Genomic DNA, 16478 nt, shown 5'->3' with positions numbered 1-16478 from the left:
ATTTTTCAATAACTTGTTGAATATTAAAAGAAGATTATATGGCTAAAATCACATGTTTCGGAGAAGTATTGTGGGATGTGTTCCCAACTCATAAAAAAATTGGTGGAGCACCTTTAAACGTTGCAAACAGATTGCAGGCGTTAGGTAATGATGTGACTATGGTTAGTGCTATTGGTCAAGGTGAAAACGGGGCTAAACTGCTTGAATACATTAAGGAAGTTGGTATTAACCCCAGTTGCATTCAAGTGCATAATGAATATAAAACCGGGAAAGTAAAAGTGATGTTGAATGAAAAGGGTTCTGCTTCCTACGATATTAAATACCCAAGGGCTTGGGATAAAATTAGATTAACAGAAATAAATAAAAGCGCTGTTAAAAATTCAGATGCTTTTGTTTTTGGAAGTCTTGCTGCAAGAGATGAGAGTTCCAGAAATACTTTATTTAAACTAATAGAACTTGCTAAATACAAAATTTTCGATTTAAACCTAAGACCTCCATATTATACAAAAGAACTCTTAATTCAACTTATGAATAAAGCAGATTTTATTAAGTTTAATGATGATGAGTTATATGAAGTTAGTGCGTATTTAGATTCTAAATACCGTTCCATGGAACAAAATATTCGTTTTATTTCTCAAAAAACAAACACTAAGCATATCTGTGTAACTAAGGGGCATCATGGTGCAGTTTTGTTGTATGATGACAAGTTTTATTATAATAGTGGTTATTTAATAAAAGTGATTGACACCGTTGGTGCTGGCGATTCGTTTTTAGGTTCTTTGATAAGTCAATTACTTAATAAAGTGAATCCGCAACAAGCTGTCGATTTCGCTTGTGCTGTTGGGGCTTTAGTTGCTCAAAGTGAAGGTGCAAATCCTAAAATATCACAATCTGAAATAGAGGCGTTTATAAATCCATATTAATATTTGGTTCGGTAAAAAGTTAACCTTCAGTAAAAAAGCCTTGTCAAATTTTTTGATAAGGCTTTTTTTTTGTGCAGTTACAGCATAGTTAGAACATTTTTAAATTCTGTCTTTAATTTTAAAATCACCATTATAAGGGTTAGTAAACAAATCAGTTAAAATTTTCGTTTATTTTCGTTTATTTTCGTTTATTTGTACCATGGCGTTATTACCAAACAAAAGACGAGAAAAAATAGTAGAACTTCTTCAAGAAGATGGTTCTGCAAAAGTGGTTGACTTAGCAAGGTTGTTCAAAGTTACGGAAGTAACTATTAGGCAAGACTTAGAAAAACTAGAAAAACAAGGTTTAATAATTAGAGAGCACGGTGGGGCTTTTCTGAAAAACATAGAAGACCATGTTAAAAATTTCGTATTATTTCATCAAGAAAATTTAGGACAAAAGGAGGCTATTGCACTCAAATGTCTTGAGTATATTGAAGTTGGTGATACCATTATTTTAGATTCTGGTAGTACTACTACTGAAATAGCAAAAAAGTTAATTGGGTATAAAAATTTAACTGTTATAACGAATGCTTTGAATATAGCATTGATGTTAGGGACCGAGCCAGGTATTGAAGTTATTATGACTGGAGGAGAATTTAAACCACCAACACTGTCTTTAACAGGGCAAAAGGCAGCCGATTTTTTTAAAGGTTTGAATGTGCAAAAACTATTTTTAGCTACCGCTGGTATTTCATTAAAATCTGGTTTAACATATCCAAGTATTAGCGATTTGGTTGTTAAAAAAGCGATGATAGAAGCTGCTGATATCACCTATTTGGTTGCAGATAGTACCAAAATTGGTAAAAGCGCCTTGGCTAGTTTGGGAGCTTTGTCCTTAATAGATTTTATCATTACAGATTCAGGAATCAAAGAAACCGATAAAAAAGTTTTTAAAAATCATGAAATTGAAGTGATTTTAGCAGAGAATTAAAACCATGAAATCTTATAAAATTGACCATCGTTTAATAATAGCATTATTTTATTTATAAAATATCAATATTGGTTTACTAAATAATAAATTAAAAATCCACAAGAATAAAATGTCAAAAAAATCATTAAGCATTGGAATAATAATAGGAAACAGAGATTTTTTTCCAGATAGTTTAGTTGAAAAAGCAAGAACAGAAATTATTGATGTTTTTGCGAAACTTAATTTAAAACCTATTCTATTAGAAACTGCCGAGACGAAACTTGGAGGCGTTGAAACCTATAAAGATTCTCAGAAATGTGCAGATCTTTTCAAAAAACATAGAGATGAGCTAGCCGGAATCTTGGTGCTTTTGCCAAATTTTGGAGATGAAAGAGGTGTTGCTGATACTTTAAAACTAGCTAATTTGAACGTTCCGGTTTTAGTACAAGCGTACCCAGATGAATTGTCTAAAATGAATGTGGTTAACCGCCGTGATTCTTGGTGTGGTAAAATATCGGTTTGTAATAATTTATATCAATATGGTATTAAATATTCGTTAACCAGTCAGCATGTTTCGCATCCATCAGACCCAATTTTTCAAAAAGATTTAAAAGATTTCTTAGCAGTTTGTCGTGTGGTAAAAGGTTTAAGAAATATTAGAATTGGAGCCATTGGAGCAAGACCAGGGGCATTTAATACAGTTCGTTATTCAGAGAAAATATTACAAAGAAACGGTATTACCGTTGTAACTGCCGATTTATCTGAAATTCTTGGGAAAGCAAACAAACTTACTAAAGATGACGCTTCAGTTAAACAGCATTTAGAGAAAATAAATGCATATGCTCCAAAAGGAAAAACACCTAATGATGCGATGATTCAAATAGCAAAATTAGATGTGGTTTTAAATGATTATGTAGATGAATATGCTTTAGATGCTACCGCCATTCAATGTTGGACATCTTTACAACAAAATTTCGGGTGTAATGTGTGTACAACTATGAGTATTATGTCTGAAAACATGCTGCCGTCAGCTTGTGAGGTGGATGTTACTGGAACTTTAAGCATGTACGCCATGCAATTAGCTTCAGGATCTCCAAGTGCCTTGGTAGATTGGAATAATAATTATGCTGATGATCCAGAAAAATGTGTATTGTTCCATTGCGGAAACTGGGCAAAATCATTCTTGCCAGATATCGAAATAAGCAACGCCCCTATTTTAGGAACTAGTGTAGGTGTTGAAAACACCTATGGCGCTCTAGATGGCAGAACTCCAGCAATGCCGCTTACCTACGGAAGAATTAGTACCGACGACCCTAAAGGTATTATTAAAGCATATATAGGTGAAGGGGAATTAACAGACGATCCGTTAAAAACCTTTGGTAACAGAGCCGTAGCTAAAATTGGAAACTTGCAAGGTTTAATGAACCATGTGTGTAGAAATGGTTTTGAGCATCATGTGGTTATGAACGCTTCAAAAACAGGTGCTATTCTTGAAGAAGCTTTAGGAAACTACATGGGGTGGGATATTTATAATCATAAAGGGTAATCGATTAATTTTCTCATAAATTAAAGAAAATGACGAATAAAGAATTAAAATTAAAATCTGTATTTCTAAGAAAAAATCTTCTCAAATACATTTATAAAGCAAAAGCGGGGCATACTGGCGGAAGTTTATCGTGTGTTGATACTTTAAATGTGCTTTATAATAGGGTTTTAAATATAGATCCAAACAATTTTAAAAATCCAAATCGCGATAGATATATACAAAGTAAAGGGCATTGTGTTGAAGCGCTTTTTGTAACCTTGGCAGATCGTGGCTTTTTCCCGGAATCAGACTTAGAAACTCTTTGTCAATACCAATCACATTACATAGGTCATCCAACAAAAAAAGTAAATGGTGTTGAACAAAATACAGGTGCTTTGGGGCATGGCCTACCCATTTGTGTAGGTGAAGCCATTGCAGCAAAATTAGATAATAAAACACATAGAGTCTTTACGCTTTTAGGTGATGGTGAATTACCGGAAGGTTCTAATTGGGAAGCGTTCTTATCTGCGTCACATTATAAATTAGATAATTTGTATGCTATTTTAGATAATAACAAACAACAAATTACGGGTTACAATAAAGATGTTATGAATACAGATTCTGTTCGGCAAAAACTAGAAGCATTTGGTTGGGCAGTTAAAGAAGTCGATGGGCATAATCTTGAAGAATTAGAAGAAGCCTTAAATAATGGTTCTTTTGAAGCAGGAAAACCAAATTTTATAATTGCACATACTATTAAAGGAAAAGGAATTAGTTATATGGAAGGCGTTACAAAATGGCATCATGGAGTGCCATCGCCAGAGCAATATGAATTAGCGCTTTCAGAATTAACGGAAGCAGAAGCATTAATCTAGAGATCATGGAATTAGATAAAATAGAGGAAAAGGATTTAAAAATGGGTAAAGCTAATCAAGATGTTTTTTCTGAAACATTACAAGCATTAGCTGAAACCGATAGAGATATTGTTGCAGTAACCAGTGATTCACGTGGTTCAGGAAAATTAGTGCCTTTTGGAGAAAAATACCCAAATCAAATTGTTGAAGTTGGTATTGCAGAGCAAAATTTAGTAGGTGTAGCTGCAGGATTAGCTTCTGCCGGTAAAAAAACATTTGCGGTATCGCCTGCATGTTTTTTAAGTGCTCGTGCTTTGGAGCAAATTAAAAATGATGTGTGTTATTCAGATAACCCTGTGACTTTAGTTGGTATTAGTGCTGGCATTAGTTATGGAGCTCTTGGAACCACACACCACAGTTTACACGATTATGCGGTGCTTCGCGCTATTAACAATCTCATCATAGTAGCACCTGCAGATAATTTTGAAACAGAACAAGCGGTTCGTTTAGCTGCTAAAATAAATAAGCCTGTTTACATGCGCTATGGTAAAAAAGCGATGCCTTTTTTAAGTGAAGAAAACAGAACATTTGAATTTGGTAAAGGACGTGTTGTTAAAGAGGGTGGCGATATTGCTATAATAGCAACTGGTGAAACTGTTTATCCTGCATGGTTAGCTGCAAAAAAATTGGAAGATGAACTTGGCATTAAAGCAACCGTAGTAAGTATGCACACCATAAAACCTTTGGATGTTAAATTATTAGAAGAATTGGCAGCAAACGGCAGCCCCATAGTAACTGTTGAAGAGCACATGGTTAATGGCGGTTTAGGTGAGGCATGTGCATCCTATTTATTTCAAAAAGGGATAAGAAACAAATTCAAAATTATTGGAATTCCTGATGAATATACGGTTACTGGTTCTCAGGTAGAAATTTTCAACCATTACGGTATTTCGAAAGAAGGTTTGTTTAAAGCGTGTAAAGAACTGTTAGATATTTAAAATCAGATTTCATGACCATACCAACTAAACCATTCAAACCACAATATTTAATACTTTCACTACTAGCCATATTCAGCTTATTTAGCTGTAACTCAAAAAAAGAAGATGGACCAAAAAAAATAGCTGTTGTTATTTCAACATTAAACAATCCTTGGTTTGTTGTTTTAGGTGAATCGGCCGCAGAACGCGCCAGAGAGTTAGGGTATCATGTTACTATTTTCGATTCGCAAAATAACACTTCAAAAGAAGCTGAGCATTTTGAAAATTTAATAGCCGCTGGTTACAGTGCCGTATTATTCAATCCAACCGATTCAGAAGGTTCTGTGTCTAATGTTAAACGTGCTAAACAAGCTGATGTCCCTGTTTTTTGTATGGATAGAGAAGTAAATTCATTAGATGCAGCAACGTCACAAATTATATCAGATAGTTTTTCTGGCTGTGTAGAATTAGGAGAATACTTTGTTCGCCAATTAAATAAAAAAGGGAAATACGTTGAACTACTAGGTTTAGTTGGGGATAATAATACCTGGAATCGTTCTAAAGGATTTCACAGTGTTGTCGATCTTTTTCCAGAATTAAAAATGGTGTCACAGCAAAGTGCCGATTTTGACAGAAGTAAAGCTATGGAGGTTTTAGAATCTATAATGCAATCAAACCCAGATATTAATGCTGTTTTTTGTGGAAATGATTCTATGGCTATGGGAGCATACCAAGCATTAATAGCTGCTGGAAAAGAAAAAGACGTGATGATTTTTGGCTTTGATGGTGCTGATGATGTGATGGATGCTATTGCTGATGGGAAAATTAAGGCTACCGTAATGCAATCTCCTAAAAAAATGGCACAAACAGCAGCAGAATTAGCGGATGAGTATATTAAAGGTAAACGTGATTTTAGCAAAAAAACGTCGCTCGCTGTAGGCCTTGTAACTCAAGAAACTATTAAGGAATTTGGCGAATTCGGTTCAAAAAAATAATTATCTATGAATAAAATAATTAAATATGTTGTTTTTGCACTTGTCATAGGTCTTTCACTTTATAACGCTGTATATTTTGAATCTTTAGATGAACATAAAAAACAACAAAATGCGGGTGTTTTTGATGCTAAAACTTTAGCTGCTCATTTTATGGCTTCTAAAGTAGAAACACTTCCTGCTATTGATGCTTCAGAATTTTTAATTAACATCATTAAAGATGTCAATAATTACGCTAAAAGCAATGGTAAAAAATTAGGCATTAGCGACAATTATAATTTTATTATTGAAAGCAATGCAAAAGTTGTTGCTATTGAAGATGAAAATGTTTTAATAGCTCTAAGTAATAGCGAACAACAAATACGAATAGCCACCGATTTTATTTTTGGAAATGCCATACGCGATGCTAGTGCCGTTGCAGATATTGGTAATTTTCAAAACACCATGGACTTCAATACAATTTCAGTAGAACTTAATAATATAGTGAGAGAAACCATTATTCCATCTTTCAAAAAAGAAGTAAAAGAAGGCGATAAGTTATACTTTAAAGGGGCTGTTAAAGTAAATACCAAGTACCCTGATTTGCAATATTTAAAAGTAATTCCACTTATTATTAAATTCAATAATTAAAAACGTGGAAAACCAGCAAAATATACTATTTCAAGCTAAAAATATAACTAAACGATTTGGTGGTGTTATTGCATTAAGCGATGTAAACCTTGATGTCCATACAGGAAAAGTGAATGTGATAGTTGGAGAAAATGGCGCGGGAAAATCGACTTTAATGAAGATTTTATCCGGTGTTTATCCAGACTATGAAGGTCAGCTTCTTTTAAATAATGAAGAAGTGAATTTTAGCACCCCTAAAGATGCTATGCAAAAAGGGATTGCCATTATTCATCAAGAATTAAATTTAATTCCTTATTTAAGTATTACCGAAAATATATTTTTAGGAAGAGAACTACACAATGCGTTTGGAATTTTAGATTCTAAACAAATGAATAAAAAAACTAAAGAGCTACTAACGCGTTTAGATTGTAATTTAAATCCTAAAACACTGGTTTCTGAGCTTAGAGTTGGTGAACAGCAACTTATTGAAATAGCAAAAGCTCTATTGGAAGAAGCTAAATTGGTTATTATGGATGAGCCTACTTCGGCAATTTCAGATACTGAAGTTGAATCACTTTTTAAAATTATTGCATCGCTTAAAAAAGATCATGTTTCCATTTTATATATCTCCCATAAATTAGATGAACTTTTTTTGATTGCAGACCGATTTATTGGTTTACGCGACGGAAAAATTGTTGGAAGTATAGAAAATGCCCAAGACGCAAAAAAGGATGACCTTATTCGATTGATGGTTGGTAGAGATATTAAAAACATGTACAAAAAAGAAACTGTTCCGTTTGGCGAAGAGGTTCTTAGGGTAGAAAATATTTCGCTTCCAAAAATCACCAGTAAATCTTCCTATTTAATAAAGGATGTCAATTTCAGTGTTAAAAAAGGAGAAGTTCTTGGTGTGTTTGGTTTAATGGGAGCAGGAAGAACAGAATTACTGGAGACGCTTTTTGGATTGCATGCCAATATCATGTCCGGATCTGTTTTTATTGAGAACAAAGAAGTCAAAATAAAATCGATCATGGACGCCATTAAAAATGGTATGGGTTTAGTGCCCGAAGACCGAAAACAAGATGGTTTGGTATTGCAAATGGAAATATCAAAAAACATTAGTATGGCGAGTATAAATGGCGTCGTAAAAAACGGATTTTTAAACTCAAAACTAGAAGTGCTTTTATCTAAAAAGTATATCGAAGCTTTAAAAATTAAAACGCCTTCAGAGAAGCAATTGTCTAGAAATTTAAGTGGAGGAAACCAACAAAAAGTGGTGTTGTCTAAATGGCTTGCTACCGCGCCAAAAGTGTTGTTCTTAGATGAGCCCACTAGAGGGATTGATGTAAATGCCAAAAATGAGATTTACCATTTAATAAATAATTTAGCTAAAGACGGATTGGGAATTGTTGTTGTTTCCTCTGAACTTCCAGAAATTATGGCTATTTCCGATAGAATTTTAGTTTTAAGTGATTCAAGAATTACTGGAGAATTCAACCAAGAAAATTTTAATGAAGAAGCTATTATGAAAGCGGCTATTATTTAATAAAAACCAACCAACTAAAACCACATAAAAACAAATAAGACTGTAAAATGGCTGATGTAAAAAATACTTTAGTGAAATTTCAATCTATCATAGCCCTATTGGTGCTGTGTATTGTCTTAACTATCATGTCCGATAAATTTTTCACCATGGAAAATGGGTGGAATATTGCCAGACAAATATCTATAAATGTATGTATTTCGGTTGGTATGACTTTGGTTATATTAACAAAGGGCATCGATTTATCGGTTGGCTCTATTTTAGCATTTAGTGGCGCTGTTGCCGCTGGACTCTTAAAATTTGGGTTAGAAGTTCCTGCGTTTAACACCTATATTGGTTTTACGGTATTTGGTGCTATATTATCAGGTTTAATTATTGGTGGCACTTTAGGAGTTTTTAATGGTTGGATGATAACCCGCTTTAAAGTACCTCCATTTGTGGCAACGTTGGCTATGTTAACCATTGCAAGAGGTGCTACTATGTTATGGACTGGTGGGTTTCCTATAACAGGCTTAGGTGATAGTTTCGATTTTATAGGAACTGGTTGGTTTTTAGGTATCCCAATGCCCGTTTGGATTACTGCTGTTGTGGTGGCTGTTGCGGTAATTGTTACTAAGAAAACCCAATTTGGTAGACATATTTATGCTATTGGGGGTAATGAAAGTGCTGCACGATTATCGGGCATCAATATAAATAAAGTGAAAATTTGGGTATATGCCATAGCTGGTATTTTAGCAGCGGTAGGGGGTATTATACTAACCTCTCGTTTAGATTCGGCACAACCAAATGCAGGTATGAGCTATGAGTTGGATTCTATTGCTGCTGTAGTTATTGGTGGTACATCATTATCTGGAGGTAGAGGTTCGATTATGGGAACGGTTCAAGGAGCACTTATTATTGGGGTGTTGAATAGCGGTTTGGTGCTGCTAAACGTATCGCCTTTTTGGCAACAAATTATCAAAGGTTTGGTGATTTTAGTAGCTGTGATAATGGATAGATTAAATCATCCGAATGAAGACTAAGACTAAAGAGAAAATTAACATGTCAAAATCATATATTTTAGCCATCGATCAAGGAACGAGTGGTACTAAAGCCATTATTTTTGATGAATTCGGAAACGTTGTTGTTAAAACTACCGAACCTTTAAAATCGTATTATCCCCAATCTGGTTTTGTAGAACAAGATCCTAGTGAAATTTATCAATCGGTGGTAAATGCAGTTAAAAATTGTATTAATCAATTTAACAAACAATTTCCAAATGAAGAAAAGAACATTGTTTCTTGTGGTATTTCTAATCAAAGAGAAACGTTTGTGTTGTGGGATAAAAATGGAAATCCGTTACATAATGCGGTGGTTTGGCAGTGTAAACGTTCTGTTGAAGTTTGTGGGCGTTTAAAAGAAGGTGGTTTAGAAAGCACTGTAAATTCCAGTACTGGTTTAACTATCGATCCTTATTTTTCAGCAACTAAAGTCATGTGGCTTAATGAAAATAATGATAAAGTTAAAACCGCAATCAGTAACGGAAATGCTTTTTTTGGAACGGTTGATACTTGGTTACTTTACAAACTTACTGGGGGTAGAAGTTTTAAAACTGAATATACAAATGCATCAAGAACTTTATTTTTTAATATCTATAATTTAGATTGGGATAAAACGCTTTTAAATGCATTTGGTATAGACAATATAAATCTTCCAGAAGTAATGTTTTCATCAGCCCATTTTGGAGATTCAACTTTTGAAGATGCTTTTCAAAAGCCACTTCCAATCACTGGAATTATAGGCGATTCTCAAGCTGCTTTTTTTGGTGAGGAATGTTTTACTAACGGAATGGCAAAAGCCACTTTGGGAACAGGTTCATCTATTTTATGGAATGCTGAAACACTTTCAAAGCAAACTGAAAATGGCATGTTAACAACTATAGGCTGGAGTGTTGAAGGGCAAGTAAATTATGCTTTAGAAGGTGTCATCGTAAGTTGTGGTTCTACCATTGAATGGTTAAAAAATCAATTAAGTGTTTTTAATTCTTATCAGGACATTGAGCCGATGGCGACGTCATTGAAAACAAATGAAGGTGTTTATTTGATTCCAGCTTTTAGCGGGATGGGAGCGCCATATTGGCAAAAAGATTGGAAAGCCTCCATTCATGGATTAACTTTCGGAACAACCAAAGAACATTTAGTGAGAGCAAGTTTAGAGTCAATTGCGTTTCAAATAAAAGATGTGATTCATTCTATTGAAAAGGAAACCAAATCCTCATTAAAAGAATTAAAAGTAAACGGTGGTATTACCGACAATGAGTTTTTGATGCAATTCATAGCAGATTTATTAAAAACGCCCATTACCAATATGGGAATTACCGATGTTTCTGCGTGGGGGGCAACTTTAATAGCTGGATTGGGAGTGAAACTTTGGAGAAATTTTGAAGAGCTACCAAAGTTGCCAAGTGAAATGATTAAACGCTACACACCAAATAATAATGATATTGCAGATAAAGCGTATTTAGGCTGGCAAACTATTGTTTCTAATAAAATAGAATAAATATTTTATATAACATTGAATGTTTATAGCAGTTAAAAGGGAACAGTACAGAATAGAAATTTATAAATGAATATTTATATCTTATGAAGTCGAATGATTTAGAAATTCTTGGTAAACTCAGACAAGGCAGTCCTGAGGCTTTTAAGGAATTATTCGATTTGTATTATATCCCGTTATGTACATATTCACTAAAATATTGCGACTCTTTTTCTTTGGCTGAAGATGTTGTTCAGGATTTGTTCATTAAAATTTGGGACGAAAAATTATACTTGAATTTTGATGAAACAATTGGCCCCTATTTATTTAAGTCTGTAAAAAACAACACGCTACAAGCTGCCAAGCGAAAGGCCAGATACCAATTTGTTGAAATAGAAAAACAAGTCAATAAATTAATATTTGAAGAAGATTTAGATGTTAAATATATTGAAGAGGAAAAGAAAAAATTATACTTAGAAATTGAGGCATTACCTAAAAAATGCAAGGAAGTTTTTAAGGCCATTGTATTGGACAACCTTAAATATAAGGAAGTGGCTTCTCAACTAGGGATTTCCGTTAACACCGTTAAAACACATCATTCGCGAGCACTAAAACAGCTTCGAAATGTTATGGAAATAATTGTATTGTTGTTTTTTGTTTAAAAAACATTGTTTTTTTGTCACCCATTTTTGGTTTTTTGTCATTATAGTTAATATAACACATATTAAAGTTAAAATAACACATGATCAATAATCAATAATGGATAACATTAATCCCCATATTTTAAAGCTTATTTCAAATTATATTTCTAAGAATATAACTGAAAAGGAATTTCATGAATTAAAGCAGTGGATACATGAAGATTCAAAAAACAAGCAGTTTTTTATTGATCATTTACAAATTTATAAGAAGGTAAGAAGAATTCAGTTTGCTGAAATTCTCGATAAAGATATTGCTTGGGACAATGTTATTTCAAAACTAAAGAACCCATTTCCTCAAAACCAAGCTTCCAAAAAAACGGCTTCAAAATCTAAATACATAAAATTAATACCAACTATTTCCAAATATGCTGCTATTGCATTTTTATTTTTAGCCATCGGGTATTCTTATCAAAAAGGATATTTTTCGAGCACAAAAAATGCAGTTATTCCATCTGAAAGCATCACGCTTCAGTTAGAAAATGGCTCTGTTCAAATTATTAATGAGGACGGCTCTACGCAACTGGTTGATGAAAAAGGCGAAATATTAGGTACACAAAACGGTAAGCAACTTGTGTATAGTAATGGGGCTAAAAAAGAAACCCTGTCCTACAATACCTTAACGGTGCCCTACGGAAAGCGTTTTGAAATTAAATTATCAGATGGTACCAGTGTACACTTAAATGCAGGTACCTCTTTAAAATATCCCGTGAAGTTTTTAAAGGGAGAAAAGCGTCAAGTATTTTTAAATGGAGAAGCATTTTTCTCGGTCGCTAAAGATGCTAAACATCCTTTTATAGTTAATGCGGAAAATTTAAATGTTGAGGTTTTTGGAACCGAGTTTAACGTGTCCGCATATCCTGAAGATATTGACACAGATGTGGTTTTGGTTGAAGGCTCAGTAGGAATGTACAAAGATTCTCAAACAATGAAAGAAGGCACAATGTTAGTGCCAGGCACAAAAGGCTCGCTTAATAAAGTAAATCTAAACATAGGTACGGCAAAAGTTAACACCCTAATTTACACCTCATGGAGAGAAGGGGGATTGTTTTTCAGAAATATGCCATTTAAAAATATTGCTAAAAAAATAGAGCGGCAATATAACATGAAAGTTATTATAACCAATAAGCTATTAGAAAACGAAACTTTCAATGCCAATTTTAATGAAGAGCCTATAGAAAAAATATTGGGCTATTTCAGTGATAGTTACAATATTAAATACAGCATAAAAAACAACATTGTATATATAAACTAGCTAATCTAAACCAAAACAACCTATGAAATAAAAACTAAAAAACTTAAACAAAAACCAACAACTAAACCACTTTAGGTTATCCAAACACTTGGATAAAAAAACCGGAAAATGCGCCAACATTTCCCGGGAATTATAAAGTGAAAACTAAAATTTAGTCATTCACCAATTAAACACATTAAAAATATGAAAAAAATTCATGATAGAAAGGGCAGAAAACTGCCTTGTCTGAAATTTGATTTAAAAATGAAATTAACCACTCTTTTTTCAATAGTATCATTCTTTAGCATGTTAGCCAATACAGGCTATACACAAACAATAACATTGGATGTTGAGGACACACCCGTATCTCAAATCATAGATAAAATTGAGGCTACAACGGAGTACAGATTTGTTTACAACACAAAATTTGTCGATTTAAAACGCAAAGTTTCCATTAAAGCAGAAGAAGTTAAAATTGAAAATGTTCTATACGATTTGTTCAGCAACACAAGTACTTCCTATAAAATAAGAAACACTCAAATTGTTTTAAAAGACAAAAATGAACTTCTAAATCAGGAAAACATTCATTCATCAATTGATATAAAAAAACAAAAACATGTTGTGGCAGGCACAGTTACTGATACTAATGGACAACCATTAGCTGGTGCCAATATTATTGAAAAGGGAACTAGCAATGGAGCTCAATCAGATTTTGATGGAAAGTTTTCTATTGCAGTTTCAAATCAAAATGCAACACTTGTTGTTTCTTATGTTGGTTTTGCAACGGTTGAAGTTGCTGTAAATGGGCAAAGTAATGTAAAGGTTGTTTTAAATGAAGATGCTTCAGGATTAGAAGAAGTTGTTGTAATTGGTTATGGAACCGTAAAAAAACGCGATTTAACAGGCGCAGTATCTTCAGTTAAAAGTGATGATATTAAGTTGGCACCAGTAATTAGTCCGGTAGAAGCCATTCAAGGTAGAGTTGCTGGCTTAGATATTACCCGAAATGATGGTCGTTCAAACTCAGGATTCAACATATTGCTTCGTGGTAACCGTTCGTTAACCGCAAGTAGCGAACCTATTTATATTGTTGATGGAATACAAGGGAGTATTAATAACCTAAATCCTAACGATATTGAATCCATAGATGTTTTAAAAGACGCATCTTCAACCGCAATCTATGGTTCTGCTGGTGCAAATGGTGTAATTATTATTACTACTAAAAAGGCTAAGGATGGTAAGATACAAGTAGATTTTGATTCTTACGTAAGTATAAATGGCAATCCATCTTATCCAAGCCCATTAACAGGAGATGCTTGGTTAAATTATTTAAGAGAAGGATATATCGCATCTGGAAATCCTACGCCTAATGATAGAGATGCCGTACTTTCTGCTTGGAATTTATCACCAACAATTCTTAATCCATATATAAACAATTCAAAATATATTGATTGGGTTGATGAAACTTTTAAAACAGGTATTCAAACCAACAATACCTTATCTATTCGTGGAGGAACCGATAAAGTTCAAGCAAGTTTTTCCATGGGATATAACAAAACCGAAGGTGTTTATAAAGATGACTTCACCAATGTTTATACCATGCGAGGTGATTTGAATATTAAGGCAACAGATTGGGCTAAATTTGGTATTACAACAGGTTTGATTTTTAGAGATAGAGAATCTAACAGAAGTCGTATCAATAAATCTTTTGGAATTATTCCGCTAGGTGATGCTTACAATGAAAATGGAGACATAAATCAGTTTCCTGTTGATGGTATGACAGATTTAGTTAGTGTGCTTGCCAATAATATACCAGGAACGTACAAGAACAATAATAAATATTACAATATAATAGCAAACCCTTATGCTGAATTTACGCTTGCAAAAGACTTAACTGTCAAGTCTATTTTGGGAGTGTCATTATCTAATAGCCGCACTGGAGAATTTAAAAGTGACCACACATACCTTATGCTAACTGGTAGTGAAAACGCCATTAGAAGTGGAGCATATAGTACTAGCTTAGGATATTCATATACTTGGGAAAATATATTAAATTATAAAGTTATACTTAATGAAGATCATGATTTAGGAGCAACATTTATAACCTCATATGCCAAAAACCAAAATGAAGAATCTTATGCTTACAGCGAAGGGTTTTTATATGATGATTTCTCATTCTATAATATTGATGCTGGTTTAAACCCAAGAGTGTCTTCTGATTATTATATCAAAAAACGTATGTCTTATGCTGGAAGATTAAACTATAGCTACAAAGGCAAATACTTGCTAACAGGATCTATTAGATACGATGGTGTATCACAATTAGCTAATAACAGATGGGACGCGTTTCCTGCCGGTGCTGTAGCTTGGAGAATCTCTGATGAAAATTTCATGCAGGGAACAAATCAATGGCTAAGTAATTTAAAATTACGTGCAGGCTATGGTGTTTCAGGAAATACAAATATAGACCCTTATGTTACAAGGTCTGAAACTACAAATGGTCCAGATGCTTTAAATTTTGGAAGCGGACAAGTATTAACAACCATACCTACCGAGTTTATTGGTAACAGCGATTTATCTTGGGAGAAATCCTATAATTTAAATATAGGTTTAGATTTTGGTTTATTACATAATAGAATAGATGGTTCTATTGAATGGTATAACACAGATACGAAAGATGTTATATATGAACGCGCACTACCTTCTACAATTGGTGGTGTTACTCCAAAAACTCAATATGCACAATATGGTAATATAGCAGAAATGAACAACCATGGTATTGAATTAACATTAACGAGTACAAATGTTAGAACAAAAGATTTTCAATGGAATTCAACACTAACTTTTGCCAGAAACTGGGAAGAAATAAATGCAATTAGTTTAGGTGATAATGTATCGCTTGATGATTTGATTTCTGAAGGATTATTTATAGCCTCTCCCAAAGATGTGTTTTATAACTATAAAAAAATTGGTATTTGGCAGTTAGGTGAAGAAGCTGATGCTGCTGTTTTTGGTCTTCAACCTGGTGATACAAAAATCGAAACAAGTTTAACTAAAATATCTGACGGTGTTTGGGGTAGAACTATTATTGACGGTTCTGGTAATGCTGTAGATGAACAATACACAGCAAGCAATCCATATGCAATAAATCCAACGGATGACAGACAAATTATTGGTCAAGCAGCACCAAAATGGACAGCTGGTTTTCAAAACACATTTAAATACAAAAATTTCGACTTAAGTATATACGCTACAGTACGTTGGGGTCAAATGATAGATGGTGAATTACTGGGGTATTTTAAACAAGGTGTTATAAATCTTCCTGATAATTATGATTATTGGACACCTACAAACCCAACTAACGATTTTCCTAGACCTTATACGACTAGAAGCACACCATTATCTGCTCCTAATTTAGGCTTAACTAATGTAGACGCTTCTTACATAAAAATTAAAAATATAACTTTAGGATACTCATTACCAGAAAGCTTTGCTAGAAGTATTGGAGCAACAAACTTTAGAGTTTATGGTACTGTATACAATTCTTTAGTTATTACTAAAAGTCATTTGTTAGATGGATTAGATCCGGAAACTAGAGCTTCTGATTCATTTCCATTATACAAACAAATGGTTTTTGGTTTAAATATGTCATTTTAA

General features: G+C 33.5%; 12 protein-coding genes and 1 pseudogene. All 13 read left to right on the top strand.

What is annotated here, in order from left to right:
• Nucleotides 1–38: 38 nt before the first annotated feature.
• The 13 genes and pseudogenes from VP395_RS13490 to VP395_RS13430 all read left to right on the top strand — a co-directional run bounded on the left by VP395_RS13490 (nucleotide 39) and on the right by VP395_RS13430 (nucleotide 16478).
• Nucleotides 39–923, top strand: a complete 885-nt coding sequence (locus VP395_RS13490) for a carbohydrate kinase family protein (protein WP_346242547.1) — start codon at nucleotides 39–41, stop codon at nucleotides 921–923.
• A 199-nt stretch (nucleotides 924–1122) separates the two neighbouring features.
• The gene (locus VP395_RS13485) at nucleotides 1123–1896 is read left to right on the top strand and encodes a DeoR/GlpR family DNA-binding transcription regulator (RefSeq protein WP_346242546.1); all 774 of its coding nucleotides are present in this window, start codon (nucleotides 1123–1125) and stop codon (nucleotides 1894–1896) included.
• 109 nt (nucleotides 1897–2005) lie between these two features.
• Complete coding sequence (locus tag VP395_RS13480; RefSeq protein ID WP_346242545.1) at nucleotides 2006–3421, top strand: L-fucose/L-arabinose isomerase family protein; 1416 nt, start codon at nucleotides 2006–2008, stop codon at nucleotides 3419–3421.
• A gap of 26 nt (nucleotides 3422–3447) precedes the next feature.
• Nucleotides 3448–4275: pseudogene (locus VP395_RS13475) on the top strand (transketolase); the annotation flags it as partial.
• A gap of 5 nt (nucleotides 4276–4280) precedes the next feature.
• The gene (locus tag VP395_RS13470) at nucleotides 4281–5252 is read left to right on the top strand and encodes a transketolase family protein (RefSeq protein WP_346242544.1); all 972 of its coding nucleotides are present in this window, start codon (nucleotides 4281–4283) and stop codon (nucleotides 5250–5252) included.
• An 11-nt stretch (nucleotides 5253–5263) separates the two neighbouring features.
• On the top strand, nucleotides 5264–6226 hold the full coding sequence (locus VP395_RS13465; protein WP_346242543.1) for a D-ribose ABC transporter substrate-binding protein: 963 nt from the start codon (nucleotides 5264–5266) through the stop codon (nucleotides 6224–6226).
• 6 nt (nucleotides 6227–6232) lie between these two features.
• On the top strand, nucleotides 6233–6853 hold the full coding sequence (locus tag VP395_RS13460) for a DUF2291 family protein (RefSeq protein ID WP_346242542.1): 621 nt from the start codon (nucleotides 6233–6235) through the stop codon (nucleotides 6851–6853).
• 4 nt (nucleotides 6854–6857) lie between these two features.
• Entirely contained in the window at nucleotides 6858–8378 is a 1521-nt protein-coding gene (locus VP395_RS13455) for a sugar ABC transporter ATP-binding protein (RefSeq protein ID WP_346242541.1), read from the top strand.
• A 47-nt stretch (nucleotides 8379–8425) separates the two neighbouring features.
• A complete protein-coding gene (locus VP395_RS13450) occupies nucleotides 8426–9397 on the top strand; it encodes an ABC transporter permease (RefSeq protein WP_346242540.1) in 972 nt (323 codons plus the stop codon).
• On the top strand, nucleotides 9387–10913 hold the full coding sequence (locus VP395_RS13445; protein WP_346242539.1) for an FGGY family carbohydrate kinase: 1527 nt from the start codon (nucleotides 9387–9389) through the stop codon (nucleotides 10911–10913). The genes VP395_RS13450 and VP395_RS13445 overlap by 11 nt, the downstream gene beginning before the upstream one ends.
• Before the next feature lie 83 nt (nucleotides 10914–10996).
• Entirely contained in the window at nucleotides 10997–11551 is a 555-nt protein-coding gene (locus tag VP395_RS13440) for an RNA polymerase sigma factor (RefSeq protein ID WP_346242538.1), read from the top strand.
• 97 nt (nucleotides 11552–11648) lie between these two features.
• The gene (locus tag VP395_RS13435) at nucleotides 11649–12842 is read left to right on the top strand and encodes a FecR family protein (RefSeq protein ID WP_346242537.1); all 1194 of its coding nucleotides are present in this window, start codon (nucleotides 11649–11651) and stop codon (nucleotides 12840–12842) included.
• A 183-nt stretch (nucleotides 12843–13025) separates the two neighbouring features.
• On the top strand, nucleotides 13026–16478 hold the full coding sequence (locus tag VP395_RS13430) for a TonB-dependent receptor (protein ID WP_346242536.1): 3453 nt from the start codon (nucleotides 13026–13028) through the stop codon (nucleotides 16476–16478).

The sequence above is a fragment of the Mariniflexile soesokkakense genome (genome assembly GCF_039650365.1).
Lineage (GTDB): Bacteria > Bacteroidota > Bacteroidia > Flavobacteriales > Flavobacteriaceae > Mariniflexile > Mariniflexile soesokkakense.
The sequence above is the reverse complement of the archived record's forward strand: the minus strand, read 5'-3'. Positions and strand labels throughout refer to the sequence as shown.

Coding starts and splice junctions, on each gene's coding strand:
- VP395_RS13440 (WP_346242538.1), top strand. CDS start 10,997: ATGAAGTCGAATGATTTAGAAATTCTTGGTAAACTCAGACAAGGCAGT.
- VP395_RS13430 (WP_346242536.1), top strand. CDS start 13,026: ATGAAAAAAATTCATGATAGAAAGGGCAGAAAACTGCCTTGTCTGAAA.
- VP395_RS13445 (WP_346242539.1), top strand. CDS start 9,387: ATGAAGACTAAGACTAAAGAGAAAATTAACATGTCAAAATCATATATT.
- VP395_RS13480 (WP_346242545.1), top strand. CDS start 2,006: ATGTCAAAAAAATCATTAAGCATTGGAATAATAATAGGAAACAGAGAT.
- VP395_RS13485 (WP_346242546.1), top strand. CDS start 1,123: ATGGCGTTATTACCAAACAAAAGACGAGAAAAAATAGTAGAACTTCTT.
- VP395_RS13490 (WP_346242547.1), top strand. CDS start 39: ATGGCTAAAATCACATGTTTCGGAGAAGTATTGTGGGATGTGTTCCCA.
- VP395_RS13460 (WP_346242542.1), top strand. CDS start 6,233: ATGAATAAAATAATTAAATATGTTGTTTTTGCACTTGTCATAGGTCTT.
- VP395_RS13470 (WP_346242544.1), top strand. CDS start 4,281: ATGGAATTAGATAAAATAGAGGAAAAGGATTTAAAAATGGGTAAAGCT.
- VP395_RS13450 (WP_346242540.1), top strand. CDS start 8,426: ATGGCTGATGTAAAAAATACTTTAGTGAAATTTCAATCTATCATAGCC.
- VP395_RS13435 (WP_346242537.1), top strand. CDS start 11,649: ATGGATAACATTAATCCCCATATTTTAAAGCTTATTTCAAATTATATT.
- VP395_RS13465 (WP_346242543.1), top strand. CDS start 5,264: ATGACCATACCAACTAAACCATTCAAACCACAATATTTAATACTTTCA.